General features: G+C 68.3%; 23 protein-coding genes and 1 tRNA gene. 15 read left to right on the top strand and 9 right to left on the bottom strand.

Features of this window, described 5'->3' with window-relative positions; genetic code table 11:
- Positions 1 to 16: 16 nt before the first annotated feature.
- Positions 17 to 1,378 carry a 4-aminobutyrate--2-oxoglutarate transaminase gene (gene gabT, locus G6035_RS00075; protein WP_176615048.1) on the top strand — a complete coding sequence of 454 codons (1,362 nt, stop codon included), beginning with the start codon at positions 17 to 19 and terminating at the stop codon, positions 1,376 to 1,378.
- A 717-nt stretch (positions 1,379 to 2,095) separates the two neighbouring features.
- Here the strand turns inward: gabT and G6035_RS00080 are convergent.
- On the bottom strand, positions 2,096 to 3,235 hold the full coding sequence (locus tag G6035_RS00080) for a D-alanyl-D-alanine carboxypeptidase family protein (RefSeq protein WP_176615049.1): 1,140 nt from the start codon (positions 3,233 to 3,235) through the stop codon (positions 2,096 to 2,098).
- 191 nt (positions 3,236 to 3,426) lie between these two features.
- Here G6035_RS00080 and G6035_RS00085 point away from each other — a divergent pair, with 191 nt between their 5' ends.
- Positions 3,427 to 4,248: a universal stress protein gene (locus G6035_RS00085; protein ID WP_176615050.1), complete on the top strand. Its 822-nt coding sequence runs from the start codon at positions 3,427 to 3,429 to the stop codon at positions 4,246 to 4,248.
- A gap of 126 nt (positions 4,249 to 4,374) precedes the next feature.
- Here G6035_RS00085 and G6035_RS00090 read toward each other — a convergent pair whose 3' ends face one another.
- Complete coding sequence (locus tag G6035_RS00090) at positions 4,375 to 5,757, bottom strand: NAD(P)/FAD-dependent oxidoreductase (protein WP_176615051.1); 1,383 nt, start codon at positions 5,755 to 5,757, stop codon at positions 4,375 to 4,377.
- A gap of 14 nt (positions 5,758 to 5,771) precedes the next feature.
- Positions 5,772 to 6,773, bottom strand: coding sequence for an EamA family transporter RarD (gene rarD, locus G6035_RS00095; protein ID WP_176615052.1), 1,002 nt, complete (start codon positions 6,771 to 6,773; stop codon positions 5,772 to 5,774).
- Positions 6,774 to 7,001: 228 nt separating this feature from the next.
- Here rarD and G6035_RS00100 point away from each other — a divergent pair, with 228 nt between their 5' ends.
- The 3 genes from G6035_RS00100 to G6035_RS00110 all read left to right on the top strand — a co-directional run bounded on the left by G6035_RS00100 (position 7,002) and on the right by G6035_RS00110 (position 10,856).
- Positions 7,002 to 8,417: an FAD-dependent oxidoreductase gene (locus G6035_RS00100; RefSeq protein ID WP_176615053.1), complete on the top strand. Its 1,416-nt coding sequence runs from the start codon at positions 7,002 to 7,004 to the stop codon at positions 8,415 to 8,417.
- Positions 8,418 to 8,559: 142 nt separating this feature from the next.
- Entirely contained in the window at positions 8,560 to 10,071 is a 1,512-nt protein-coding gene (locus G6035_RS00105; RefSeq protein WP_176615054.1) for an amino acid permease, read from the top strand.
- A 2-nt stretch (positions 10,072 to 10,073) separates the two neighbouring features.
- Complete coding sequence (locus tag G6035_RS00110) at positions 10,074 to 10,856, top strand: oxygenase MpaB family protein (protein ID WP_176615055.1); 783 nt, start codon at positions 10,074 to 10,076, stop codon at positions 10,854 to 10,856.
- A 39-nt stretch (positions 10,857 to 10,895) separates the two neighbouring features.
- Here the strand turns inward: G6035_RS00110 and G6035_RS00115 are convergent, their stop codons facing one another.
- Positions 10,896 to 11,531, bottom strand: a complete 636-nt coding sequence (locus G6035_RS00115; protein WP_176615056.1) for a DUF2461 domain-containing protein — start codon at positions 11,529 to 11,531, stop codon at positions 10,896 to 10,898.
- 143 nt (positions 11,532 to 11,674) lie between these two features.
- Here G6035_RS00115 and G6035_RS00120 point away from each other — a divergent pair, with 143 nt between their 5' ends.
- Complete coding sequence (locus G6035_RS00120) at positions 11,675 to 12,121, top strand: Fur family transcriptional regulator (RefSeq protein ID WP_176615057.1); 447 nt, start codon at positions 11,675 to 11,677, stop codon at positions 12,119 to 12,121.
- A gap of 14 nt (positions 12,122 to 12,135) precedes the next feature.
- Positions 12,136 to 13,632 (top strand): catalase, encoded by a 1,497-nt coding sequence (locus G6035_RS00125; RefSeq protein ID WP_176615058.1) that lies wholly within the window; start codon positions 12,136 to 12,138, stop codon positions 13,630 to 13,632.
- A gap of 112 nt (positions 13,633 to 13,744) precedes the next feature.
- On the opposite strand, the gene G6035_RS00130 is transcribed toward G6035_RS00125, so the two are convergent.
- Positions 13,745 to 14,131, bottom strand: coding sequence for an ankyrin repeat domain-containing protein (locus tag G6035_RS00130; RefSeq protein ID WP_176615059.1), 387 nt, complete (start codon positions 14,129 to 14,131; stop codon positions 13,745 to 13,747).
- Positions 14,128 to 15,030, bottom strand: a complete 903-nt coding sequence (locus G6035_RS00135) for a hypothetical protein (RefSeq protein WP_176615060.1) — start codon at positions 15,028 to 15,030, stop codon at positions 14,128 to 14,130. Before G6035_RS00135 ends, G6035_RS00130 begins: the two co-directional genes overlap by 4 nt.
- A gap of 103 nt (positions 15,031 to 15,133) precedes the next feature.
- Between G6035_RS00135 and G6035_RS00140 the strand changes: the two genes are divergently transcribed.
- Together G6035_RS00140 and htpX are read left to right on the top strand one after the other, a co-directional pair.
- Positions 15,134 to 16,414 carry an MFS transporter gene (locus G6035_RS00140; RefSeq protein ID WP_176615061.1) on the top strand — a complete coding sequence of 427 codons (1,281 nt, stop codon included), beginning with the start codon at positions 15,134 to 15,136 and terminating at the stop codon, positions 16,412 to 16,414.
- 74 nt (positions 16,415 to 16,488) lie between these two features.
- Positions 16,489 to 17,358: a zinc metalloprotease HtpX gene (gene htpX / locus G6035_RS00145; RefSeq protein ID WP_176615062.1), complete on the top strand. Its 870-nt coding sequence runs from the start codon at positions 16,489 to 16,491 to the stop codon at positions 17,356 to 17,358.
- 21 nt (positions 17,359 to 17,379) lie between these two features.
- Here htpX and G6035_RS00150 read toward each other — a convergent pair whose 3' ends face one another.
- Positions 17,380 to 18,498, bottom strand: a complete 1,119-nt coding sequence (locus G6035_RS00150; protein ID WP_176615063.1) for an aminotransferase class V-fold PLP-dependent enzyme — start codon at positions 18,496 to 18,498, stop codon at positions 17,380 to 17,382.
- Between the two features lie 136 nt (positions 18,499 to 18,634).
- Here G6035_RS00150 and G6035_RS00155 point away from each other — a divergent pair, with 136 nt between their 5' ends.
- From G6035_RS00155 to G6035_RS00165, 3 genes are read left to right on the top strand one after another with little or no spacing between them, the layout of a single operon-like run.
- Positions 18,635 to 19,336 (top strand): histidine phosphatase family protein, encoded by a 702-nt coding sequence (locus G6035_RS00155; RefSeq protein WP_176615064.1) that lies wholly within the window; start codon positions 18,635 to 18,637, stop codon positions 19,334 to 19,336.
- Positions 19,323 to 20,642, top strand: a complete 1,320-nt coding sequence (locus tag G6035_RS00160) for a sensor histidine kinase (protein WP_176615065.1) — start codon at positions 19,323 to 19,325, stop codon at positions 20,640 to 20,642. Before G6035_RS00155 ends, G6035_RS00160 begins: the two co-directional genes overlap by 14 nt.
- The gene (locus tag G6035_RS00165) at positions 20,639 to 21,316 is read left to right on the top strand and encodes a response regulator transcription factor (protein ID WP_176615066.1); all 678 of its coding nucleotides are present in this window, start codon (positions 20,639 to 20,641) and stop codon (positions 21,314 to 21,316) included. Before G6035_RS00160 ends, G6035_RS00165 begins: the two co-directional genes overlap by 4 nt.
- A gap of 8 nt (positions 21,317 to 21,324) precedes the next feature.
- On the opposite strand, the gene G6035_RS00170 is transcribed toward G6035_RS00165, so the two are convergent.
- Positions 21,325 to 22,098 (bottom strand): VOC family protein, encoded by a 774-nt coding sequence (locus tag G6035_RS00170; protein WP_176615067.1) that lies wholly within the window; start codon positions 22,096 to 22,098, stop codon positions 21,325 to 21,327.
- Positions 22,099 to 22,295: 197 nt separating this feature from the next.
- The gene (locus tag G6035_RS00175) at positions 22,296 to 22,784 is read right to left on the bottom strand and encodes a YajQ family cyclic di-GMP-binding protein (protein ID WP_176615068.1); all 489 of its coding nucleotides are present in this window, start codon (positions 22,782 to 22,784) and stop codon (positions 22,296 to 22,298) included.
- A gap of 175 nt (positions 22,785 to 22,959) precedes the next feature.
- Between G6035_RS00175 and G6035_RS00180 the strand changes: the two genes are divergently transcribed.
- From G6035_RS00180 to G6035_RS00190, 3 genes are all read left to right on the top strand, one after another.
- Positions 22,960 to 23,316: a hypothetical protein gene (locus G6035_RS00180; protein ID WP_176615069.1), complete on the top strand. Its 357-nt coding sequence runs from the start codon at positions 22,960 to 22,962 to the stop codon at positions 23,314 to 23,316.
- Between the two features lie 126 nt (positions 23,317 to 23,442).
- Positions 23,443 to 23,527, top strand: a tRNA-Tyr gene (locus G6035_RS00185).
- Positions 23,528 to 23,647: 120 nt separating this feature from the next.
- Complete coding sequence (locus tag G6035_RS00190) at positions 23,648 to 24,388, top strand: hypothetical protein (protein ID WP_176615070.1); 741 nt, start codon at positions 23,648 to 23,650, stop codon at positions 24,386 to 24,388.
- Positions 24,389 to 24,452: the final 64 nt, after the last annotated feature.

A 24,452-nucleotide genomic window follows, 5' to 3' on the forward strand; every position in this document is an offset into this window, starting at 1 on the left:
TTTGAAAGGTCTTTCCATGTCTGAAATCCACTACCGGCTCGAGCAGAAGCGCCACCTGGCCGGCTCCTTCCCCGGGCCGAAGTCCGCAGCCCTTGACGCCCGCCGCAAGGCCGTGGTGGCCGGCGGAGTCGCCTCCAGCGTGCCCGTCTACGCGGCCGACGCCGACGGCGGCATCATCACCGACGTGGACGGCAACTCGTTCATCGACCTGGGCTCCGGCATCGCGGTCACGACTGTGGGCGCGTCGGAGGAGAGGGTTGTTGACGCCGTCCGCGAGCAGGTGGGCCACTTCACCCACACCTGCTTCATGGTCACCCCGTACGAAGGTTACGTGGCCGTCGCCGAGGAGCTCAACGCCCTGACCCCCGGCACGCACGAGAAGCGCACCGTGCTTTTCAACTCCGGCGCCGAAGCCGTGGAGAACGCCGTCAAGGTGGCCCGCCTGGCCACGGGCCGCGACGCCATCGTCGCCTTCGACCACGCCTACCACGGCCGCACCAACCTGACCATGGCGCTGACCGCCAAGGCCATGCCGTACAAGACGAACTTTGGTCCCTTCGCCCCCGAGATCTACCGCGTGCCCATGAGCTACCCCTACCGCGAGGAGTCGGACATCAAGGGGGAAGAGGCGGCACGCCGGGCCATCACCATGATTGAAAAGCAGATCGGGGCCTCCTCGGTGGCCGGCATCCTGATCGAGCCCATCCAGGGCGAGGGCGGCTTCATCGTCCCGGCCGACGGCTTCCTGCCCACCCTCGCCGCCTGGGCAAAGGACAACGGCGTGGTCTTCATCGCCGACGAGGTCCAGTCCGGCTTCTGCCGCACCGGCGAATGGTTTGCCTCCCAGCACGAGGGTGTGGTCCCGGACATCATCACCATGGCCAAGGGGATCGGTGGCGGCCTGCCGCTCTCCGCGATCACGGGACGCGCCGACCTCATGGATGCCGTGCACCCCGGCGGCCTGGGCGGAACCTACGGCGGCAACCCGGTGGCCTGCGCCGCCTCGCTGGCGGCCATCAAGACGATGAAGGAGCACGACCTCAACGGGCGCGCGCAGAACATTGAGCGGATCGTCACCGCGCGTTTCACCGCACTCGTGGAGGAACTTGGCGAGGCCGGCATCATCGGTGAAATCCGCGGCCGCGGCGCCATGATGGCCATCGAACTGGTCAAGCCAGGCACCGCCCGGACCACCAAGGAAGTGAACCCGGAGGCCGCAAAGGCCATCGCCGCCGCCTGCCTGCGGGCCGGGGTCATCATCCTCACCTGCGGCACCTACGGCAACGTCATCCGCCTGCTCCCGCCGCTGGTCATCAGCGACGAACTGCTTGGCGACGGGCTGGACGTTCTCGCCACCGCGGTGCGCCTGGCCGCCTAGCCCCTCCCTCGGGCATGTACGACGGCGGCACCCGGCGGGTCTTTCGGCCCGCCGGGTGCCGTTCCGTCCCCTGTGCTGGGCAGGCTGAAGCAATCATTGTCCGGACGTGGCGCACCACAGGGGGCTGGGATGGAAAGCGGTTTCGACGAGTGGTACCCGGCAATTTTTCAGCCCGGCGGCGAGGAACTGCCCCGCACGGCGGTGCCTCTGGCCCCGGCCGTCCGTCCAGCTGTGCCGGCCGTGGCGGCCAGTCCAGCCGCGCCGGCCGTGGCGGCGGACGCACGCAGAATCCCTCCTGCGTGCGGCCTTCGTGCTGCTGGCGCTCGCCACCGGTGCGGCCGGCTGCCTGGTTTGTGGTGCCGCGGCGGTGGCGAAACCCCTGGCCCGGGCCGGAAGACGTCGGCGGCACCGAGCCCGGCCGGGACGTTTCCGGGGTGGACCTTCCTGCCGACGGCGTGCCCCGGACCCGGCGTGGCCTGCTGTTTGGCGTGGTGGCGCTGTCCGCGGCAGCTGCGGCCCTGTTCGCGCCCCGGCCCTTCCCGCTGTCGACCGGTGTGCTGACGGTTTCCACGGACGACGGTGGAAGCTATGTGCAGCAGGCCTGGGCGGCCATGGCGCCATGGCTCGCGACGCCGCTCCGGCGGCGGCCCGGGACGGGAACCCGACGGAACCGCCGCCGCACCTTGAAAGTGCCGTGCAGCGCAGGAAAGCACCGCCTCAGTAGCTGGGTGCGGCGGGCAGCCCGAAGTACTGCTCCAACGTCCGGTAGCCGCGGTAGTGCATGTCGGTGGCCGTGCGCACGCCGATGTAACGCAGGTGCCAGGGCTCGTAGGTGTAGCCCGTGATGGAGTCGTAGCCGTTGGGGTAGCGGATGATGAAGCCGTAGCGCCAGGAGTTGGCTGCGGCAAACTGCCCGGCGGGTGTGCCGGCAAAGCAGGCCTGCAGGCCGCAGGCTCCGTCCGGATTGCCAATGTCCATGACCAGGCCGGTCTGGTGTTCGCTGTATCCTGGACGGGCCGAAATGGTGTCCGCCACGGCCTGCCCGTACAGCGACACGTAGTAGTTGTAGAGGCTGGCCTGCGAGGAATAGGACCTGAACCCGCTGACGGTTGTGACGGCCACGCCGGCACCCGACGCGCCGCGAAGGAACAGCGTCAACTGGTTGGCGGCCTCCCACCGCATGAGCTGGGAACCGATCCCGACCAGGTCCGGTGGCGTTTGGTTGACGGGGGAATTGGGCCGGCGCTTGTTGACCACCACGCCCACGCTGCGTGCATTGGGGTTGACGCTGACGCCGCCTCCGGAGACCCAGGTGATGCTGCCGCCCAGGAACTGCTGGACACATTGATGCGGAACCCCGGAGCAGGCCTCCTCGCTGCTGGGGTAGCCGAGCGGGTTACGCTCATACCCCATCTGGACCCATTTGCGCCCTATGCCGCCGTGGACTGCATGGGCGCCGGAAGAATGCGTCCAGTAGATGCTTCCGCCCTGGAATAGTTGCACGCAGCCGGCCCAGACCAAGGTGCAGTTTTCGTCGCTGACGGGGTAGCCGAGGAAGCCGCGCTCCCATTGGAACACGGCCCACCGCCCGGCGATGCCGCCGAGGGTGACGTGGGCGCCGGTCCCGGCAGACCAGTGGATGCTGCCTCCGTGGTAGGCCCGGTAACAGCCTCCGTGCACCAGTCCGCACCGCAGGGGGGTGATGGCGGCGCCGAGCGGTCCTGAAGCGCCACCTGTCGACTGGTATTTGGCGGCAATGGCGCCGTTGTCGGGCGTGGCGGCCGTGGCCGCTCCGGGGGAGAGGCCCAGCACGGCCAGCACCACGACCGCGGCCATCACCAGCCGGCCGATCCCCATCGAATGACCGTCCCTGCCTGCCGGGTATTGGTCTGTAGAGCCTAGGCCGGTTTTCCGTGCGGGGCAAGGGCTGGAACCGCAACCGGCGTGCCCCTATCGGTGCAGCCGGTGCGGTTGTACAGTCAGTGCTGTGAATGCTGCGGCGTCCGCGGAATGCCCCTGCACACGCGGCCCATCGAGAGGTTGATTGCATGAAATATGTCGTTGGTTACCGTCCGGACGAGCGCGGCGCCGATGCCGTCGCGCTGGCCGCAGTCATCGCCAAGACCCAGGGTGCCGGGCTGCACCTGGTGAACGTGGTGCACGAGCGCACTGAGGCAGATGCCCACGTGGAAAAAGCTGCGCTTGCCCTGGTGCCCGACGGCATCGCCGCCAGCTACTCGACGCTTGCGGCCGAGTCGTTCGTGCGCGGGCTGATCGAGACGGCACGGGAGGAGAACGCGGCGCTGATCGTGGTCGGCGCTGCCAGCAACGGGCTGTTCAAGCGCTTCACGGTCGGCTCCGTCGCCAACGGGCTGCTGCACGCCTCACCCGTCCCCGTGGCGCTGGCACCCCGCGGCTACAACCGCAGGGCCCCGCTGACCCGGCTGACCGTGATGACCGGTGTCCGGGAAGGCTGGCAGGCAGTGCTCGACGTCGGCACCACCGCCGCCGGACGGCGCCACGTGCCGCTGCGGCTCGTGTCCCTGGTTGAAATTGACCAGCTGGACCAGAAGGAGTTTGAGCTGGACAACGCGCTGAGCCCCGCACGCCAACACGTCAACACCGTGCTGGCGGAGGCCGCGGCCAGGCTGCCCGACAACAAGGTCACCGTGACCCTGGCCCACGGGCGAAACACCGAGGAGGCCGTGGACGGGATCGGCTGGAAGTCCGGCGAACTCGTGGTGGTCGGCTCCAGCCGCCTGGCCGAGAACCACAAGATCTTCCTCGGCTCCACTGCCAGCAAGATCCTGCGGGCCCTGCCGGTGCCCATGGTGGTGGTGCCGCGCGACTTCGTGGCGCCTGGGATCTAGACCGCAGCTGTCCTGGGGAGGGCGGCAGGGCGGGGACTCCCTCGCCGGCTATCCGGCGGGCGGCCTTTCAGTCTCCTTTACGCCGGCTACTGAAACCCCCGCCGTGCGGCTGAGCCCTGCTCCGGCTCAGGGCTCCAGGTAGGCGTCGCTGAAGAGGAGCTGCAGGCCTTCGGCCATGGTGGGGTGGGCGATGACCGCGTCGCGGAGCTGCTGGTAGGGCACATCGCCCAGGACGGCCATCTGGACCACGGCGATCACCTCGCTTGACTCGTGGCCGTGCAGAGCGACGCCCAGGATCCTGTCGGTGCCGCGTTCCACCACGGCCTTCCATGAGCCCTCAAGGTGGCCCACGGTTCGGGCGCGTGGAATGGCGGAAACGGGCATTGTGGCGATGCGCACGTCGTGGCCCGCCGCCCGCGCCTGCGTTTCGGAGAGTCCCACCCGGCCCAGTTCCGGGGTGGTGAAAACGCAGTACGGGACCAGCCGGTCCTTCGTGCTCCGGGAGCCGCCGGCAAGGTTGGCCTTGAGGATCCGGTAGTCGTTCCACGAGGCGTGGGTGAACTGCGGGGAACCGGCAACATCGCCGGCGGCCCACACGTTGTCCGCCGTGGTGCGCAGGAATTCATCCACCACCACGGTCCCGCGGCTGGTCAGTTCGATGCCGGCTGCATCCAGGCCGAGGCCCGCCGTGACGGGCTCGCGCCCCACCGCCACGAGGATCTCTCCGGCGCTGACGCTGGTGCCGTCGGACAGTTCCACCGTCACCGTGCCGGATTCGCGCGCAACCGCCGCCGCCTGGACGCCCAGCCGGACGTCGACGCCGTCGGCGGCCATGGACTTCAAAACGGCGGCGGAGACATCGGCGTCCTCCCGCGGCAGGATGACCGGGCCGCGCTGCACCACCGTCACCGCCACGCCCATGATGGCCATCATGGAGGCAAATTCGCAGCCGACGTAGCCGCCGCCCAAGATGACGATGCTGGCAGGCAGTGTTTCCAGGGCCAGGATCGTGGTGCTCGTCCGGGGCTTGGCGGCACGCAGGCCCCGGATGTCCGGCACAAACGGGACCATGCCGGTGTTGACCACGACGTTGGTGCCGGACAGCGTGCGGCGGGCGCCGGCGTCGTCCGTCACCTCAACGGTGCGCTCACAGATAAAGCGGGCCTGGCCGATGACCAGGTCCATGCCGGACCCCAGGAACGATTTGCGCTGGCCCGCCACCATGGTGCCCACCACGTCCTCCTTGCGGGCGCGCAGCAGGTTGATGTCGACCGCGGGGGATCCGGCGCCGGCGATGCCAAACTCGGCCGCACGGCGGGTGACGGACAGCAGGCGCGCGCTGTTGACGAGCGTTTTTGTGGGGATGCAGGCCACGTTGATGCACGTGCCGCCAATCATGCCGCGCTCCACCATGGCGACACGTTGTCCCGCTGCGGCCAGGTCCATGGCGAGTGACTTGCCCGCCTTGCCCCCGCCTACCACCAGCAGGTCAAATTCCTCAACGGCCATGTTCTTGCCTTTCGCTAGGGATTGGCCTGCGCGGCGGCTCGGCGCAACCGCGAGGCGTGCCGGTAGTGGTTCAACGAGTCCGCCGTCAAGAGCACCAACGCCAGCCACACTATGCCAAAACCAATCCAGCGGTCGAGCCCCATGTGTTCGCCCAGGAACAGGGTGGCCACCGCAAATTGCATCAGCGGGGCAATATATTGGAGCAGGCCGATCGTGGTCATGGGCAGGCGCCGGGCGGAGGCGCCAAAGAACAGAAGCGGGACGGCCGTGACAATGCCGGAGGAGGCCATGAGCCAAAAGTGCCCGGCGCCCAGGTCCGTCAGCGTCGACTGCCCGGCAACCGCCAGCACCACCATCGTGGCCGCGGCGAACGGCGTGAGCACGGCCGTCTCCACGCTCAGGCTGGTGATGGCGTCGACCTTGCCGCCCACCCGGTTCTTCACGAAGCCGTACAGCCCGAAGCTGAACGCCAGGACCAGCGCAATCCACGGCAGCTTCCCGTAGCTGATGGTCAGGACGACGACGGCCGCGAACCCCACACCGACTGCCGCCCATTGGAGGGGGCGCAGCTTTTCCTTCAGGACGATCACGCCCAGGAGGACCGAGACCAGGGGGTTGATGAAGTAGCCCAGCGACGCCTCAATGGCGTTGCCGTTGGTCACGGCAAAAACGTAGGTCAGCCAGTTGATGACGATCAGGACGCCGGCAACTCCCAGCGGTCCAAGGATGCGGGGGTCCCGCACGGCGGCGAGGACCTTCTGCCAGCCGCGCGTGAGCGTGATGGCCAGGGCACAAAAGACCACCGACCAGACCACACGGTTGGCGACAATCTCCACGCTGCCCGCCGGGACCAGCAGGATGAAGTACAGCGGCAACAGTCCCCACAGACCGTAGGCGCCGACCCCGAAGAGCAGGCCGATGGCCGGTTCGGTCCGGGCCGGACGTGCCGGCTTGCCGCCGGTTGGGGAAACTGTTGGCAGGGAAGTGGACGGCGAAGTGGGTTTGCTGATCGGCACAACGCCTACAACAGCGCGAACGGGCCCAATATTCCGCGGCTGTCCGGGGTGCGGCGGGTCCGCAGGCCGCGCCCTGCGGGGTGTTGAGTGGTTGGTCACGTTCCGTGCAGGGACCCTTACCGGCACCGGGCCCGGACATCTAGACTGGGAAAGCAGCGCCTACTTGGCGTTTCCGCCGCGGCAGGCCCCATCCTGGCGCCGCGGTCCACAGTTCGGAAGGACTCCTCCTTGTCTAACTCGACAACCGCCCGCCCGTTCCGCGTCGCCATCATCGGCTCCGGCCCGGCCGGTGTCTACGCCGCAGACATCCTGACCAAGTCGCAGGAAGTGGCCGGCGGCGACGTTGAAGTCAGCATCGACATTTTTGAGTCGCACCCGGCCCCGTACGGGCTGATCCGCTACGGTGTTGCCCCGGACCACCCCCGCATCAAGGGCATTGTCAATGCGCTCCACAAGGTGCTGGACCGTGGCGACATCCGCTTCTTCGGCAACGTCACCTATGGCCGGGACCTTTCGCTGCGTGACATCCGCTCCTTTTACGACGCCGTCATTTTCGCCACCGGGGCGGTCAAGGACGCGGACCTGGACATCCCCGGGATCGGGCTGGAGGGTTCCTTTGGCGGGGCGGACTTCGTCTCCTGGTACGACGGGCACCCGGACGTGCCGCGGGAGTGGCCGCTGACGGCCAGGGAAATTGCCGTGATCGGCAATGGCAACGTGGCGCTGGATGTGGCGCGGGTGCTGTCCAAGCACGCCGTGGACCTGCTCGTCACCGAGATCCCGGACAACGTCTACCAGGGGCTGAAATCCTCCCCCGTGACGGATGTGCACATCTTTGGCCGCCGCGGCCCCGCCCAGGTGAAGTTCACCCCGCTGGAACTGCGCGAGCTTTCGCACTCGCGCGACGTTGACATTGTGCTGTACGAGGAGGACTTCGACTTTGACGAGGCCTCCGATGCCGCCATCCGCACCAACAACCAGGTCAAGACCATCATCAAGACCTTCACCAACTGGCTGGCCGAGGAGCACGACGAAAGCAGGGTCCCGGCGTCGCGCCGCCTGCACCTGCACTTCCTGCACACGCCCGTGGAAATCCTGGGCACCGACGGCAGGGTGTCCGGCATCAAGTTTGAACGCAACGAGCTTGACGGCACCGGCAATGCCCGCGGCACCGGGGAGTTCATCGAGTACCCCGTCCAGGCCGTCTACCGGGCCGTGGGCTATTTTGGCTCCGAACTCCCGGAGGTGGACTTCGACGCCAAACGCGGTGTCGTCCCGAACGACGGCGGGCGCGTCCTGCGCGCCGACGGCACCCCGGCACCGGGCCTGTACGCGACGGGCTGGATCAAGCGCGGGCCGGTGGGACTGATCGGCAGCACCAAGGGCGATGCCCTGGAGACCATCGGCTGCCTTTTGGAGGACCGCGCCGGCCTGCCCGTGGCCGAGCACCCCGGCGAGCACGAGATCGTGGAACTGCTCGAATCCCGCGGCGTCGAGTACACCACCTGGGAGGGCTGGAACAAGCTCGACGCCCACGAACAGCACCTGGGTGCCAGCTACGTGCCGGAGCCGGGCGTGGAGGTGGTGCGCGAGCGCGTCAAGGTCGTGGACCGTGAGCAGATGGTCAATATTTCCAAGAAATGACGCCGCCGGGGGAACCGTCCATGGTGCAGTGTTTCGGAACGGCCGTCTCAAATAGTGAGAATAGCTACCTTGGATGCGGCTAATCTGATAGTGCTTCGGTAAAGTCGAATGGTTGAAAATACCTGAAGATTAAGCGATCCCCATGAACTTGTTCCGTACCAAATCCATTGAACACTCCCTTGCCGATGCAGATGAACCCGGGCGCACCCTGAAACGGAGCCTGAGCGCCTGGGACCTGATGATCATGGGTGTTGCCGTGGCCGTCGGTGCCGGCATCTTCTCCGTGGGGGCCAAGGCCGCTGCAAACTACGCCGGCCCGGCGGTCACCATTTCCTTTGTGCTCGCCGCCATCACGTGCGCGCTCGCCGTCATGTGCTACGCCGAGTTCGCCACCGCGATCCCCGTCACGGGCAGCGCGTACGTGTTCACCTACGCAACCATGGGTGAGCTGCTGGCCTGGATCATCGGCTGGAACCTGATCCTGGAACTGCTGATGGCCGCCTCCGTCATCGCCAAGTACTGGGGCGTCTACCTGAGCAACTTCCTGGAAGCCGTCCACATCGGCATTCCATCCAACTTCCCCGTGCTCGGCGTCACGGTGTACTGGGGCCCGCTGGTGGTGGTGGCAGCCTTCACGGTGGTCCTGGTGCTGGGGACCAAGCTGTCCGCCCGGATCAACAATGTGTTCACCATGATCAAGATTGCCATTGTGCTGTTCGTGATCGTGGCAGGCTTCTTCTTTGTCAAGGCCAGCAACTTCGCCCCGTTCGTTCCCGCCTCCCAGCCTGCGCCCACCACGGACAGCTCATGGGCCACCCAGCCGTTCCTGTCCTTCCTGACCGGCGCCACGCCGGCCATGTACGGCTTTACCGGCATCATTTCCGGGGCGGCGCTGGTGTTCTTTGCCTTCATCGGCTTCGACGTGGTGGCCACCAGCGCCGAGGAAGTCAAGAACCCTGCCAAGACCCTGCCACGCGGCATCTTCGCCGGCCTGGCCGTGGTGACGGTCCTGTACATCCTGGTCACCCTGGTGGTCACCGGCATGGTTTCCTACAAGGACCTGGCTGCGGCGGCGGACCCCTCGCTGGCCACGGCCTTCCACCTTGTGGGGGCAGAGTGGGCCGTGGTCATCATTTCCCTGGGCTCGCTGATCGGCCTGACCACCGTCATCATGGTGCTGCTCATGGGCCTGGCCCGCGTCAGCATGGCCATGAGCCGCGACGGCATGCTGCCGCGTGCCCTCAGCCGCACCTCGGACAAGCACGGCACCCCCGCCCGCACCCAGATCCTGTGCGGCGCCGTGGTCGCCATCCTGGCCGGATTCACGCCCGTGGAACTGCTCAGTGAAATGATCAACATCGGCACGCTGAGCGCGTTCGTCATGGTGAGCATCGGCATCCTGGTGCTCCGGCACAAGCGTCCGGACCTCAAGCCCTCCTTCCGCGTGCCGCTGGGCCCGGTCCTCCCCGTCCTCTCAGCCCTGCTGTGCATCTACCTCATGTTCAACCTCGCAACTGTCACCTGGGTGTTCTTTGCCATCTGGGTGGCCCTGGGACTTGCCATCTACTTTTCCTACGGGCACTGGAACTCACGCCTGCGGCGTGAAGAGGCCGCCGGGATCTCTCCGACCGTTCCGGCCGGGCTGCGCGGCTAGCCGTGCGCCGGCGCCGGCACGTTGCGGGGATTGGGGACCTTGCCCCGGAATCCGTGCTGCTGGCCGGAGCCGGACGGGCCATCCTTTTGCAACTGGCCAACCCGGCCGTCGGCCACGGCGTGGCCAGGCATTCAAATTTTGCCGCCGACCCGCTCAAACGGCTGCATGCAACGCTGCAGTACGTCTATGCCCTGACGAACGGGACCCCCGCAGAGCAAAGGCTCGTCAAGGCCCGCGTCCAGCGGGCCCATCTGCCCGTCAAGGGCGGCCCCGGGCCGGACCACCCGGGCTACGACGCCTCCGACCCCGGGCTCCAGCTATGGGTGGCCGCCACCCTCTACGACTCCGCCATGCAGGTGTACGACGCCGTGTTCCCGGCCCTGGCGCCGGACACTGCCGAGGCCGTGTACCGGGACTATGCACGGCTGGGCACGGCCCTGGGCATGCCGGCGGCACTGTGGCCCGCCAGCCGGGCGGACTTCTCCGCCTACTGGGACCGCAGCCTCCGCGGCCTGGCCGTGGACGGCACCATCCGCCAGGTGGCGGCGGAGCTCCTGGCTGCCACCAACGCGCCGCCATGGATCCGGCTGCTGATGCCATTGGCCCGTTTCCTGACAGTGGGCCTCCTTCCCCCCTCCGTGCGGGAGCTGTACCAGTTCGCCTGGTCTGCGCGCCAGGACCGGCTGTTGCGCGGGTTTTTCACGATGGCATCGGTGCTGGTCCGGATCACGCCGGCCCGGGTCCGCCACGCGCCGATGCGCCACTACCTCAAACGCCTCGGCTGACCATGCAACGGGGGCCGGTGGCCCGCCCCAGGCCTGCCCCTACGGTGCCGCGTATCGGATGGTCCAGTCCACCAGCGGACGCAGCTGCTCCCAGTGCCTGGCCACCTCCTCCCTGGCGCCGGCAGTGTCCAGCCACGCCGGCTGGCCGAGCAGCTTTGAAGCGCTCAAGGTCTTGTGCTTGAGCAGCTCAGCACGCGGGTGGTCCTTGGGGAAGCCGCGCGGGACGGTCTTGAGCCGTTGGCCTTCGACAGCGAATCCGGCCTCCGTCAATGCGTCCGCCAGCCCGGCCAGGGCAGCGCCGCTGAGGGGAGCGTCGACGGCCGAGCGGAAGCGGGCCAGGTGGGCCGGCGAGCTGGAGTGGAAGCCGCCACCCACCAGCAGCCCGTCGGCGCCGAGCTGCAGGTAAAAGCCGACGCCCTCGTGGCTGGACACAAAGGCCCCCTGTGCCGTCTTGTACGGCGACTTGTCCGGTGAAAACCGCACGTCCCGATACGGCCGGAACAGCTTGGCGGGGCCAAAGACGGGGGCCAGCCCGGCAAGGAGTGCCTCCAGCGGCTGCCGCACCGCGGCGTCGTAGGTGTCCTTGTGGGACAGCCACCAGTCGCGGTTGTTGTGCTCCTCGAGTTCGGCATAAAACCCGACCGCTGCCGCGGGAATTCCGGTAAATTTTTCCATGCAAGTGAGACTACGGAGTTCCCCACGCGCGCAACAGGGGGACGATGGAAGGTGTGGACCGCCCAACGGCGGGCCCTGCCTGTGGAGGAGACACCAAAAAGATTTACTGGACTCGGTCCAGAAAACATGAAAGGGTGGGACGCATGGTCGATGTACGGAAACCCGAGGACATGTTGCGGGCAGCTTCGCTGCGCGTGACGCGGCCCCGGCTGGCCGTCCTCGAAGCAGTCCGGGCCCATCCGCATGCCGACGCCGACACCATCATTGGCGTCGTTCGGGATGTCCTGGGCAGCGTCTCCAAGCAGGCCGTCTATGACGTGCTTTCAGCCTTGGCCGACGCCGGACTGGTCCACAGGATCGAGCCGTCGGGATCGCCGGCACGCTTCGAGGCCCGTGTGGGGGACAACCACCACCACGTGGTGTGCCGGAGCTGCGGCGACATTGCCGACGTCGACTGTGCCGTTGGCGAGGCTCCGTGCCTGCACGCCTCCAACGACCACGGCTTCACGATTGACGAAGCCGAGGTCATCTACTGGGGAACGTGCCCGGCCTGCACCGCCAAGAAGACTTTGGAAACCCAAAACACCTAGGAGCGAAACACTTTATGGCTAACGACAACACCTTGCCGCTGACCACCGTTGCCGGGGCACCTGTCGCGAACAACCAGGACAGCCTGACCGCCGGCCCCCGCGGCCCCATGCTGCTCCAGGACGTCTGGTTCCTGGAAAAACTGGCCCACTTTGACCGCGAGGTCATCCCGGAGCGCCGCATGCACGCCAAGGGCTCCGGCGCGTTCGGCACCCTGACCATCACCAACGACATCTCCCGGTACACCAGTGCCAAGGTTTTCTCCGAGGTGGGCAAGAAGACCGAGATGTTTGCCCGCTTCTCCACGGTGGCCGGCGAACGCGGCGCTGCCGACGCCGAGCGTGACATCCGCGGCTTCGCCGTGAAGTTCTACACCGAGGAAGGCAACTGGGACCTGGTGGGCAACAACACCCCCGTGTTCTTCTTCCGCGACCCGCTGAAGTTCCCCGACCTCAACCACGCAGTGAAGCGTGACCCGCGCACCAACCTGCGCAGCGCCGAGAACAACTGGGACTTCTGGACCAACCTGCCCGAGTCCCTGCACCAGGTCACCATCGTCATGTCCGACCGCGGCCTGCCGGCGTCCTACCGCCACATGCACGGCTTCGGCTCCCACACCTACTCGCTGATCAACGCCGAGGGCGAGCGTTTCTGGGTCAAGTTCCACCACGTCACCCAGCAGGGCATCAAGAACCTGACCGATGGGGAAGCCGCCGCGCTCGTCGGCTCCGACCGCGAGTCCCACCAGCGCGACCTCTTCGACGCGATCGAGGCCGGCGACTTCCCGAAGTGGAAGCTCATGGTCCAGATCATGCCCGAGGCCGACGCCGAGACCTACAAGTACCACCCCTTCGACCTCACCAAGGTCTGGAGCAAGAAGGACTACCCGCTGATCGAGGTCGGCGAATGGGAACTGAACCGCAACGCCGAGAACTACTTTGCCGACGTCGAGCAGGCAGCGTTCTCCCCGGCCAACGTGGTCCCCGGCATCAGCTTCTCCCCGGACCGCATGCTCCAGGGCCGCCTGTTCTCCTACGGTGACGCCCAGCGCTACCGCCTCGGTGTCAACCACCACCAGATCCCGGTGAACGCACCCAAGGCGCCCGTCAACTCCTACCACCGTGACGGCGCCATGCGCATTGACGGCAACCAGGGCGCGACGCCGAGCATCCAGCCGAACTCCTATGGCCGCTGGGCCGAGCAGCCCGCCTACGCCGAGCCGGCCCACGCCGTCGGCGCCGTGGCCGACCGCTTCAACTACCGCGAAGACGATGCCAACTACTTTGAGCAGCCGGGCATCCTGTTCCGCGAGAAGATGACGCCGGCACAGCGCCAGGTCCTGTTCGAGAACACCGCAAGGGCCATCGACGGTGCCTCACAGGCCACCATCGAGCGTCACATTTACAACTGCACGCAGGCCGACCCCGCCTACGGTGAAGGCGTGCGCCAAGCGATCGAGGCCCTGCAGGCCGCCAAGAATGACGGCGCCCTCGTCAATTCGGACGCCGTCTAGGGACTGCCGCCGGCCCGGTGCGCACCGTAATGGTGCCCACCGGGCCGGCGGTGTTTAAGGACCGGCGGTGTTTGACGACCGACGGCGGCGTCCCCGCCGGTGCCGCGGAAAATCAGCCGAGCAGGTGTTCGCGGCCAAACATGGCCGCTGCCGCCCGGGCCGTGGGCGTGCCGGCGTCGAGGTCGGCCCCGGCGGCCACGAGCAGGGCCACCACGGACTCCTCACCCTTGAACAGGGCGCCGGCGACGGGCGTCTGGTCGCGGCCGTTGCGGATGTTCGGCCCGGCTCCGCGCTCCAGCAGCATTTTCACCGTCTCAGTCCGGCCGCTGTAGGCGGCAAGCATCAGCAGGGTGTTGCCGTCGGGATCCCGGGCGTCCACCTGCAGGCCGTGGTCGAGGAACTCGGCGAGTTCGGCGGTGCGGCCCTCGCGGGCCAGGTCCATGGCGAGGGCGATGACCCTGGCGGCCTGTTCGTCATTGAGGGAGGGGTTGGAAGTCATTTCTCCAGCGTAGGCGATGGCCCGTCGTTTTTCGCCTGCCCATCCGCCGGGACGGGCAGGTCCAGCCCGCCGCCGGCCACGAAGCCGGCCAGCAGCGGGGAGGACCCGCCGTGCCGGCGGGCGAAGATGTGCAGCGTTGCCGGGGCGGGGGAGCCCCAATCGTCCGTGGCCCAGACAGCGAGGCCCTGGCGCCCCGGGTGCGGGTGCGACGCCAGCCGTTGCATGGTTTCGGCGAGTGTCAGGAGCGCGGCCGGGGCCAGGCGGTCAAGCGTCGGGGCCGGGAAGCGGGGGATTGCCGTCCAGTGGCCGCCGCGGAAGGGTTCGCCGGGCCGGGGCGGGGCCGGCTCGATGTGGAAGGGACGGTCCGCCCAGCCCGGCGGTTCCCACGAACGGTCCGCGCCTGGTGGGGGATCCCCTGGGCGAGGCCCCTCTCCCAAGGCGCGACGGGACACGGCGGACTCGGGAGTGGCGCCGGTGCCGGAGGACGGCAGCCCGGCCAGCCTGCCGCGCAGCTCCGCGTCCAGTTCCCCGGTGCCCGGAGCGGCCATGCGCCGGTGGGCGGGGAGGCGCAAGGGACCCGCCGGCGCGGTGCCTCCCGGCCAATGGAAAAAGAGGTGGAGGGTGGGGGTGGAGGTCTCCGCCAGGGGTTCCCCGACGGCGTCGCCCACCGGCTGCCAGTCCAGGGCCAGGTACAGCTGCGCGGCCGTGGCACCCTTGAGCGCCGCCAGGGCGCGGCGCAGGCGCCCGTAGCAATTCAGGAGGTCCGCGGCGGAGGCGGTGCCGAAGGCGAGGGCCGGATCGTTGAGGCGGAGCACAAGGTGTCCCTCCGTCAGCGGCAGCTTGGGCCGCCTGGCACTCCAGAACGTGGAGGAATGCAGCTGCGTGCGATGTGGAGCCAAGTCGTCCCCCCCTCCGGTGGACCCGGCGCCACCGATGCCATGGCCAGACTACGTGCCCGGCCGGCCGGGCGGAAGCGGCGGACCACACGGCTAGGCTTGGCCCGTGCCAAAAATACTCGCCGACATCACCCCGCTGAAGGAAAGCCCGGCCTTTCGGCGCTTGTGGCTGGGCAACGGGCTCTCCTCGATCGGCACGCAGCTGACCGTGGTGGCCGTCAGCCTGGAGGTGTACTACCTCACCGGCTCCACCCTGGCCGTGGGCATGCTCGGGCTCGTGGCGTTGGTGCCGCTCGTGTTTGCCGGGCTGTACGGGGGTTCCATCGCCGACGCGCACGACTGCCGCACGGTGGCCCTGGTCTCCTCCACGGCCCTGTGGCTGGTGACCATCGGCATCGCCGCCCAGGCCTGGCTGCGCCTGGACAACGTGTGGATCCTGTACGGGCTCATCGCCATCCAGTCGGCGGCGGCCGGGGTGAACGGCTCGGCCCGCAGCGCCATCGTGCCGCGCCTGGTGCGCCCGGAACTGCTGCCCGCGGCGAATGCGCTGAGCATGATCGTCATGGGCCTGGGCACCACGGTGGGCCCCCTGCTGGCCGGCATCCTGGTGGCCAATGTGGGCTACGGCTGGACCTACACCGTGGACGTGCTGACGTTCACGGCGTCGTTGTGGGCATTGTTCCGGCTGCCGGCCCTGCCGCCGCTCGGCGGCGGCACGGTCCGGCGGGCCGGGCTGAAATCCGTGCTGGAGGGGTTCCGGTTCCTGGGCAGCCGGCCCAACCTGCGCATGACGTTCCTCGTGGACATGTGCGCCATGGTCTTTGCCCTGCCCCGCGCGCTCCTGCCGGCCATCGGCGCCGTCTGGCTCGGCGGCGGCCAGCAGACGGCGGGGCTGCTGCTGGCCTCCATCGCGGCCGGCTCCTTCCTGGCCGCCCTGTTTTCCGGCCCCCTGGGCGGCGTCCGGCGCCAGGGCCTGGCCGTGCTCTGGTCCATCACGGTGTGGGGTACGGCGATCGCGGGGCTGGGCGGTGCTGTCCTGGCCGGCGGCCGCCTCCCGCCCGGCGGCGGCGTGTCGCCGTGGATTGTTGGTGCAGTGGCCGCCCTGGTGGTGGCCGGCGTGGCCGACTCCGTCAGTTCCGTGTTCCGCTCCACGATCCTGCAGTCCGCCACCCCGGACCACCTCAGGGGCCGGCTGCAGGGCATTTTCGTGGTGGTGGTGACCGGCGGCCCGCGCCTTGGCGATGTTTTCTCCGGCTCCACCGGCCAATGGCTGGGCGAGGGCTGGGCTGCCGTGGCCGGGGGCCTGATGTGCATTGCGGCCGTCTGGGCGCTGGCGGCGGGGCAGCGCGGCTTCAGGGCCTATGACGCCCGCCACCCGGAGCCCTGAGACGGGAACAACCGGCCCGGCCGGCTCGTTTTACCCGTATAGCCTTTTATGCGAATGACAGAAGGGACGGGGCCGTGCACAGCCACTTCAACGGACTGAAGACCACCGCGTTGTTTGGTGTCCTCTGGGCGGTGCTGCTCGGCATCGGCGCGCTCGTTGCGGGCGGCACGCGCAGTGCCGCGCCGTTGTGGATTTTTGCGCTGATTGGTGTCGGGACCACCGCCTACGGCTACTGGAACAGCGGCAAGATCGCCATCCGCTCGATGCAGGCCTACCCCGTCACGGAGGCGCAGGCGCCGGGCATCTACCGCATTGTCCGGGAACTCTCGACCAGGGCCAACCAGCCCATGCCGGCCATCTACGTTTCGCCCACGCAGGCGCCCAACGCCTTTGCCACGGGGCGCAACCCGAAGAACGCCGCCGTGTGCTGCACCGAAGGGATCCTGAACCTGCTCGATGAACGCGAACTGCGCGGCGTGTTGGGCCACGAGCTCATGCACGTCTACAACCGCGACATCCTCACCTCCTCTGTGGCGGCGGCCGTGGCCGGCGTCATCACCTCCGTGGCCCAGATGATGCTGTTCTTTGGCGGCGGCGACCGCCGCAATGCGAACCCGCTCGCCATGATGGCCATGGCCCTGCTGGCCCCCATGGCCGCCTCCATGATCCAGCTGGCCATCAGCCGCACCCGCGAATACGACGCCGACGAGGACGGTTCGAAGCTGACCGACGACCCGCTGGCGCTCGCCTCCGCACTCCGGAAGCTGGAATTCGGCGTCCAGCAGGCACCGCTGCCGGAGGAGCAGAAGCTGGTCAACGCCAGCCACCTCATGATCGCCAACCCGTTCCGCAACGGCGGTGCCCGCAAGCTGTTCTCCACCCACCCGCCGATGGCGGACCGCATCGCCCGGCTCGAAAAGATGGCTGGCCGCCCGCTCGCCTAGCCGCGGCGGAAGCGGCGCTGCCTACGCGAACCCGCCGAGGACCAGGGCGGCATGCACGAGTGACTCCCGGTCCGTGGTGGCGTGGGGCGAGAGGCGGATGCGCCACCGGCCGTGCAGGGTGGCCGTGATGCCGGCCAGTGCCAGGGCGGCGTGCGCCTCAGCGGCGTTGCCGTCAGGGAAGCCTGCCACCACAATGCCGGCGCGCTGCCCGGGCCCGCGCGGCGAGAGGACTTCCACGCCGGCGTCGTCCAGCAGCCCGATGAGCTCTCCGGCGCGTGCCTCGACGGCGGCCGCGATCCGTCGCGTGCCCGCCTCCTCCAGGAGTTCCAGCGCCGTGGCGAAGGCACCGGTGGCAAAGGGGGAGAGGTTCGTGACGCCGTACTTGAGGGCGTCGGCGCGCGCTGCATGCTCCACGCCGTCGTACGCCGTGGGGCTTTCGACGCCGGTCCAGCCGCCCAGGACGGGGCGGATCCGTTCCAGGCCTGCGGGCGAAAATGCCATGGCACCGGCCCCCCAGCCGCCGCGCACCCACTTTTGGCTGCCAACCACCACGGCATCCGCCACGGTCCAGTCAATGTCCGCCGCGCCAAAGCCCTGAATGCCGTCGACGAGCAACAGCCGGTCCGGGCCCAGGACGTCACGGAGGCCGGCCAGGTCGGCACGGTGCCCGGTACGGAAGTCGACGGCGCTGACGGCCACCGCCGTGACGTCCGGGGCCAGCGCCGCTGCCACGAGCTCCGGGGTCACCGGGGCTGCGTCCAGCAGCACAAGTTCGCACAGGCCGGCCTGTTGCGCCCGCAGCCACGGGTAGACGTTGGCCGGAAATTCACGGGCCCCGGCCAGGATCTTGCCCGGAAGGCCGAACGCCAGCTGGAACAGCCCGTACGATGTCGCGGGGACCAGCGCCACGTGGTCCGGCGCGAAGCCGCTGAGCCGCGAAAACACCTGGCGTGCCCGCAGGTCCCCGGCATGCAGCCGCCCGCTCGCGCCCACCCCGCCCTCGGCGGCCAGGGACATCAGGGCGGCAGCGGTCTCCAGCACCGGGGCCGAGGGCGGGCCGTAACTGGCAAAGTCCAGGTAGCCGGGCTGTTCCCGGAAGGCGGCGGAGTAGCTGGCGGGCAGTGGGGCGGGAGCCTGCATGGGTCGGTTCCTTGCGGGGATGGGGACTGTCACGGGTGCCTCAAGCATGCCACGGCTCCGCGGGGCCGGCAGGAAACGGGGACCCGGGCAGCCGGCGCCCACTGCAGTTCCCAGCGCGGTAGGACAGAATGGGGGTATGCGACTGATCCTGATCCGACACGGCCAGACACCCAACAACGTCCGGAGCCTGCTCGACACGGCCGTCCCCGGTCCGGGGCTGACCGCCATGGGGGAGCAGCAGGCAGCCGCCCTGCCCGCCGCCCTGCGTGGCGAGCGGATCAGCCGCCTCTATGTCTCCAACCTGGTCCGCACCTCCCTGACCGCCGCATCGCTTGCCGCAGACCGCGGCCTGGAACCGGTGGTCCGCCCCGGGCTCCGCGAGATCAGTGCCGGATCCCTGGAAATGAAGGGCGACCCCGACTCGATCCAGGCCTACCTGGAAACCGTCCTGGCCTGGCTGGGCGGCGACTTGTCGGCGCGCATGCCCGGCGGCGACACCGGCCGGGAAGTGCTTGAACGCTTTGACGCCGTCGTGGCGGAAGCGGCCGCCGGCGACGGAACCGGCGCCGTCGCCATGGTCAGCCACGGTGCCATGATCCGCTTCTGGGCCGGACACCGGGCCACCAACGTCGACTGGTCGGACCCGAAATACCACGAGCTTTCCAACACGGGGATTCTCACGCTCGAGGGCACGCCGGCCCCGGGGAACGCACCGGGCGGCTGGCAGCTCCTGGACTGGCAGGGCACCCCGGCCGGCGGACTGGGCGGCACCGACTTTGATGGGCCGACGGCGGAGCTGGACGCGGGCGCGGCCCGCGCCGACAATGTCCAACGCTAGCCACGGGGCCCGGGCAGGATCCCCGGGCACCGGCGCGGGGCCCGGGCAGGGTGCGTTCAACACGGCCAACCTGTGGCGGCTGAAGCGGATCGGCTGGGTGTGGCTGGGCACGGCCGCCGTGTGCATTGCACTGCTGGCCGTCGGGGCGCCGCTGAACATGACCCTGTACCAAATGGTGCTGCCCTTTGGGCTGGGCATGGCAATCCTGCACGCGGCCGCCCTGGGGCTGACGGCGGCGCGGCCGGTGGCGGGCATGGCGGTGTCGCTCGTGCCCATGGTGGTCATGCCGCTCGTGTCCACGCCGCAGGGGGGCGCGCCCATGCCCTTCAGCGTGGTGGCCATGGTGACACAGGTCCTGGTGATCTGCGTGGCCGGGATGCGCAGCCACTGGATGGTGGCGGCCGGCGGGTGGCTGCTGAGTGTGGGCGTGGGCGTGATGGACAACTACCTCACCCTGCCGCACGGGCAGACGCAGGCCGCCCAAATCAACGTGGTGGTCTTCGCCGCCGTGTCAGGCGGACTGATGGTGGCCTCCGTCGTGGCCCAGCAATGGCAGCACCTGCGCGCCGAACTGGCCGCCGAACGTACCCTCAGCGCCGAGGAGCAGTCCCGCCGCCGGCTGGCCGAGGAGCGCACCCGCATTGCGCGCGAACTTCACGACGTCGTGGCCCACGGCATGTCCGTGGTGGTGGTCCAGGCAACCACCGCGGCGTACCGGCACGCCGGACTCAGCGACGAGCTGAAGCAGGAATTTGAGGACATCGCCAACAACTCACGCCGGGCCATGACGGAAATGCGGAGCATGCTCGGATCATTGCGCGATTCCGGCGGGGGGCGCGAAACGGCGCCGCAGCCGGGCTTTACGGACCTCCCGGGCCTGCTGGCCTCCGCCCGCACGGCGGGGGTGCGCGTCCGCGACCCCGAGCTGTCCGGTGTCGACCTTGACGCGGTGGGTGAGGTGATCGCCCTGACGGCCTACCGGATTGTCCAGGAGGCCCTGAGCAATGTGATCCGCCACGCCCCCGGGGCCGCGGTGGAGATCGGCTTCACCACGGCGGCCGGCAGGCTTGAAGTGTCGGTGGTCAATTCGCCGTCGGACGTCGGTGCCGTGATGGCCCAGCTGGACCGCGGCTCCCATGTGGGCCAAGGGCTGATCGGCATGCGTGAGCGGGCGGCCATTGTCGGCGGATCGGTCTTCTGCGCCCCGACGGTGGACGGCGGCTTTTCCGTCGTGGCCTCGCTGCCGATGATCAGCGTCGGCAAGGGATCCCCCGCCCGGAACCAGGACGGGAAGGGCACAGCATGAGCATCCGGGTGCTGGTGGTGGATGACCAGGCGATGGTGCGGGAGGGCTTTGCCGCCCTGCTTGGCGCACAGTCGGACATCGAGGTGGTGGGCCAGGCCGAGAACGGCGCCGTGGCCGTTGAACTCGCGGCAAGCTGCCGTCCCGATGTGGTGCTCATGGACGTGCGCATGCCCGTCATGGACGGCTTGGAAGCGGCCCGGCGGATCCTGGCCGAGGCCCTGGACGGCGGGCCGGAACGGTCGGTCCACGTGCTGATGCTGACCACCTTTGACGTGGACGACTACGTCTACGACGCCCTGCGGATCGGGGCCGGCGGCTTCCTGTTCAAGGATGCGCTCGCCGACGAACTGGTGGCCGCCGTGCGGATTGTGGCCGGGGGAGAGGCCCTGCTGGCGCCGTCCGTGACCCGGCGGCTGATTGAACGGTTTGCGCAGTCCAGCGCCCGCCCCGAACTGTCCCGGGACCGCCTGGACGGGCTGACGGACCGCGAGCTGGAAGTCATGACGCTGGTGGGCCGGGGGCTGTCGAACCACGAGATTGCCGCGGCACTGTTCATCGCCCAGCAGACCGTGAAGACGCATGTGAGCAAAATCCTGGCCAAGCTGGAACTGCGGGACCGGGTGCAGATGGTGGTGCTGGCCTACGACACCGGGCTCGTGGAGCCCGGTGCGTAGGGTCCGGGCTACCGCGGCGGCGGCTGGATGACCTTGAACAACGCCCCGGTGGGATCGGTCAGCCCGGCCAGGCGGCCGAAGGGAGTGTCCTGGGCCGGCTGGACCACGGTGGCACCCAGGGAGAGGGCCGTCGCAACGGCCGCATCGGCGTCGTCCACCTGGAAATAGACCTGCCAGCTGGAGGGGGCCTGCTCGGGGAGCTCGCGGCTGGCGTCCATGACGCCGGCGACGGAATCGCGTCCCTCTCCCACCGTGGAGTACCTGAACTCAGGGGTGTCGCTCATGACGGCGGTCTTCCAGCCAAAGACGTCCTGGTAGAACTTCAGGGCCGCGGGGTAGTCCTTGGTCCAGAGCTCGTGCCAGTTCGCGGCGCCGTCGACGGAGTGGGCCTGGAAGCCGGTGTGGCCGCCAAACTCCCACAGGCCCACGGCCGCGCCGGCGGGGTCGCCCAGCATGGCCATCCTGCCCTGCTCCGGGACGTCCATGGGTGCGAGGTAGGTGACGCCGCCGGCCTTGGTGGCCGCGGCCACCGTCGCGTCAATGTCGTCGACGCGCAGGTAGGTGGACCACACGTCAGGGTGTCCGGCGTCGTCCGGGTTGCTTTGCATCAGCCCGGCCACGGACTTTCCGTCCTTCAAGGCCGTGGTGTAGCCGCCGTACTTCTCCACGTCGCCGGTCTCGTACGTCCAGCCGAACAAGGCGGTGTAAAACTCCTTGGCGCGGGCCGGGTCCGCGGTCATCAGGTCGATCCAGCAGGGTGCGCCCGCGGGAATTTCAGTCATGGCTGCTCCTTGGCATGTGAATTGAAAGATCAGGTGAATTACAAGGTCAGGTGAATTGAAACGTCAAGACAAGCCACGAGCCTATGCCCGCAGGGACGGGCCCACAAGTGAAAAAGGGCACTTGCAGGCTGGGAATTCACCGGGCGTCCACCGGAGCTTTCCCGCGCGCAAGTGCCCCGTTGGGCCGGCGGCGCCAGTCAGCGCAAATTGACGAACTGCAGGTCCGCATCCTCAAACTTGCGCAGCAGCGCCATGACCGCCTGTAGGTCGTCACGGCTCTTGGAGCTCACCCGCAGTTCGTCACCCTGGATGGTGGACTTGACGCCCTTGGGCCCCTCGTCGCGGATCAGCTTGTTGATCTTCTTCGCCACGTCCTGGGCAATGCCTTCCTTGATCGAGGCTTCCAGGCGGTACTCCTTGCCGGAAGCGAACGGCTCGCCTGCATCCAGGGACTTCAGCGAAATGCCGCGCTTGATCAGCTTGGATTCAAAAACATCCATGACGGCCATGACGCGTTCCTCGGAATTGGCCTTAAGCAGGATCTTCTCGCCGCTGAAGTCGATTTCCGCGCCGACCCCCTTGAAGTCGTAGCGCTGGGCGACCTCCTTCTGGGCCTGGTTCAGCGCGTTGGCGACCTCCTGCTTGTCCACCTTGCTGACGACGTCGAACGTTGACTCACTGGCCATGATTCCTCCACATGCATGAAAAAGTGACGGTTGATTTGAAACCAAGCCTAGCGCCCGAGGGGCGGGCTGCGAGTTTACGAGCGGTTCACAGTTCGCTCCAAGCGGACGCGGAGTGGGAGCACATTTGGACCGGGAATCGTTATACCCGTTGAGAGCCACCACGTCTGGAGGACTGATGAGCAAGACCGAAGGCACGACGCCGGAACCCGACCCCGTCCCTGCGGCACCATCCGCCGTGGCCCCCATGGAGGGTGCGGCGCTTCCCGGCAAGTCCCGGCCCGGAATGAAGGCAGCCGTGGGCACGGCCATGGCGGCGGCCACCCTGGCGGCCGTGACGGTGCTGTCCGGGACCGTGCTCAGCCAGGAGCCCGACGCCATCCTTGCCTCGCCCGTCAACTCGGCCTCGTCGCGCATCGCCGGTGTCCAGGCGGACATGGCGCGCGCCGTGGCCCTTCAGCAGGTGACGCCCGAACAGGCAGCGTTCCTGGAGAAACAGCTGGTCCGCCGGATCGAAGGCGGCACGCAGGCCTGATTCCCCGGGCACGACGGGGATGGAAAACGCCCGATTCGATTCTTGGCCGAATACCTTGTATTGTTTTACTGCTCCCACTTGATGGGGGCGAAAGCCGGGACGCAACAATGAGGCCCGGCGGGCCATGGCAGATTACCCGAGTGGCCAAAGGGGGCTGACTGTAAATCAGCTGGCAACGCCTTCACTGGTTCGAATCCAGTATCTGCCACCATCAGGGGAAGCCCGGAGCCTTGCGGGAAATCGCAGGCTCCGGGCTTTCCGCCTTTAACGCCCGCAGCCACCACCGCAGCCCGCAGGATGCGCCCGGAGGGCGGGGAACTACAGTTAAGGCATGGAATATCTCGTGCCCTTGGTCATTGTGCTGGTCATTGTCATTGTGGTGATCGTGGCCTCCCGGTTCATGGGCCGCAAGGGGAGGGCCATCCAGGATGCAGAAGGCCCGAAGCCCCGCACGGCGGCTCCGTCCGAACGCAAGCCCAGGGTTACGCGTGAGATGGCCGTGGAGGCCGCTGCGAAGCTGACGCCCGAGACCCACCGGGCAGTCTATTCGCTGATTGCCCGCCAGCAGGTGCTCAATGCCGTACAGGCCTACCGCAAGGCCACAGGCACCAGCCTGGGCAAGTCCGCCGCGGCCGTTGCCGCACTGGCCGAATATCCCCAGCCCTTGCCCGAACAACCCGCCGACGCCCCCCTGGTGGTCGAGGACATCCTCCAGGCTGCCCCGAAACCTGCCGGGCCGACGCCGGCCACCCCGAAAGCTGCCGATCCCGGACAATCCGGATCCGGCCAGCCCAATTCCGGCCAGCCCAAATCCGGCAAGGACACTACGGAGCGGGCCGAGGGCAGGGCCGTACCGGCCGCACCCAGCTACCGCTACCGGGCCATCGTCTCCCGCGGCGACGAGGTCCGTGAGGTGGCCAGCACGCGCCTGAACGAGGAAGTCTTCGGGCGCATCCGTTCGCTCGCTCTGTCAGGGGACCTGGACGGTGCGGCCCGGCTCCTGCGCAACCACGCCGATTTGTCCGAGGACGACGCCCGGGAGTTTGTCTCGATGATCGGCCCGGAACGCTGACCACGGGCAGGCACTGAGCCTGCTTTTTTGGGCCCTTTGTCTTTAGGGCCCTGCGGCCGCGCGT

It is taken from the genome of Arthrobacter sp. SDTb3-6, from assembly GCF_013376095.1.
GTDB lineage: Bacteria > Actinomycetota > Actinomycetes > Actinomycetales > Micrococcaceae > Specibacter.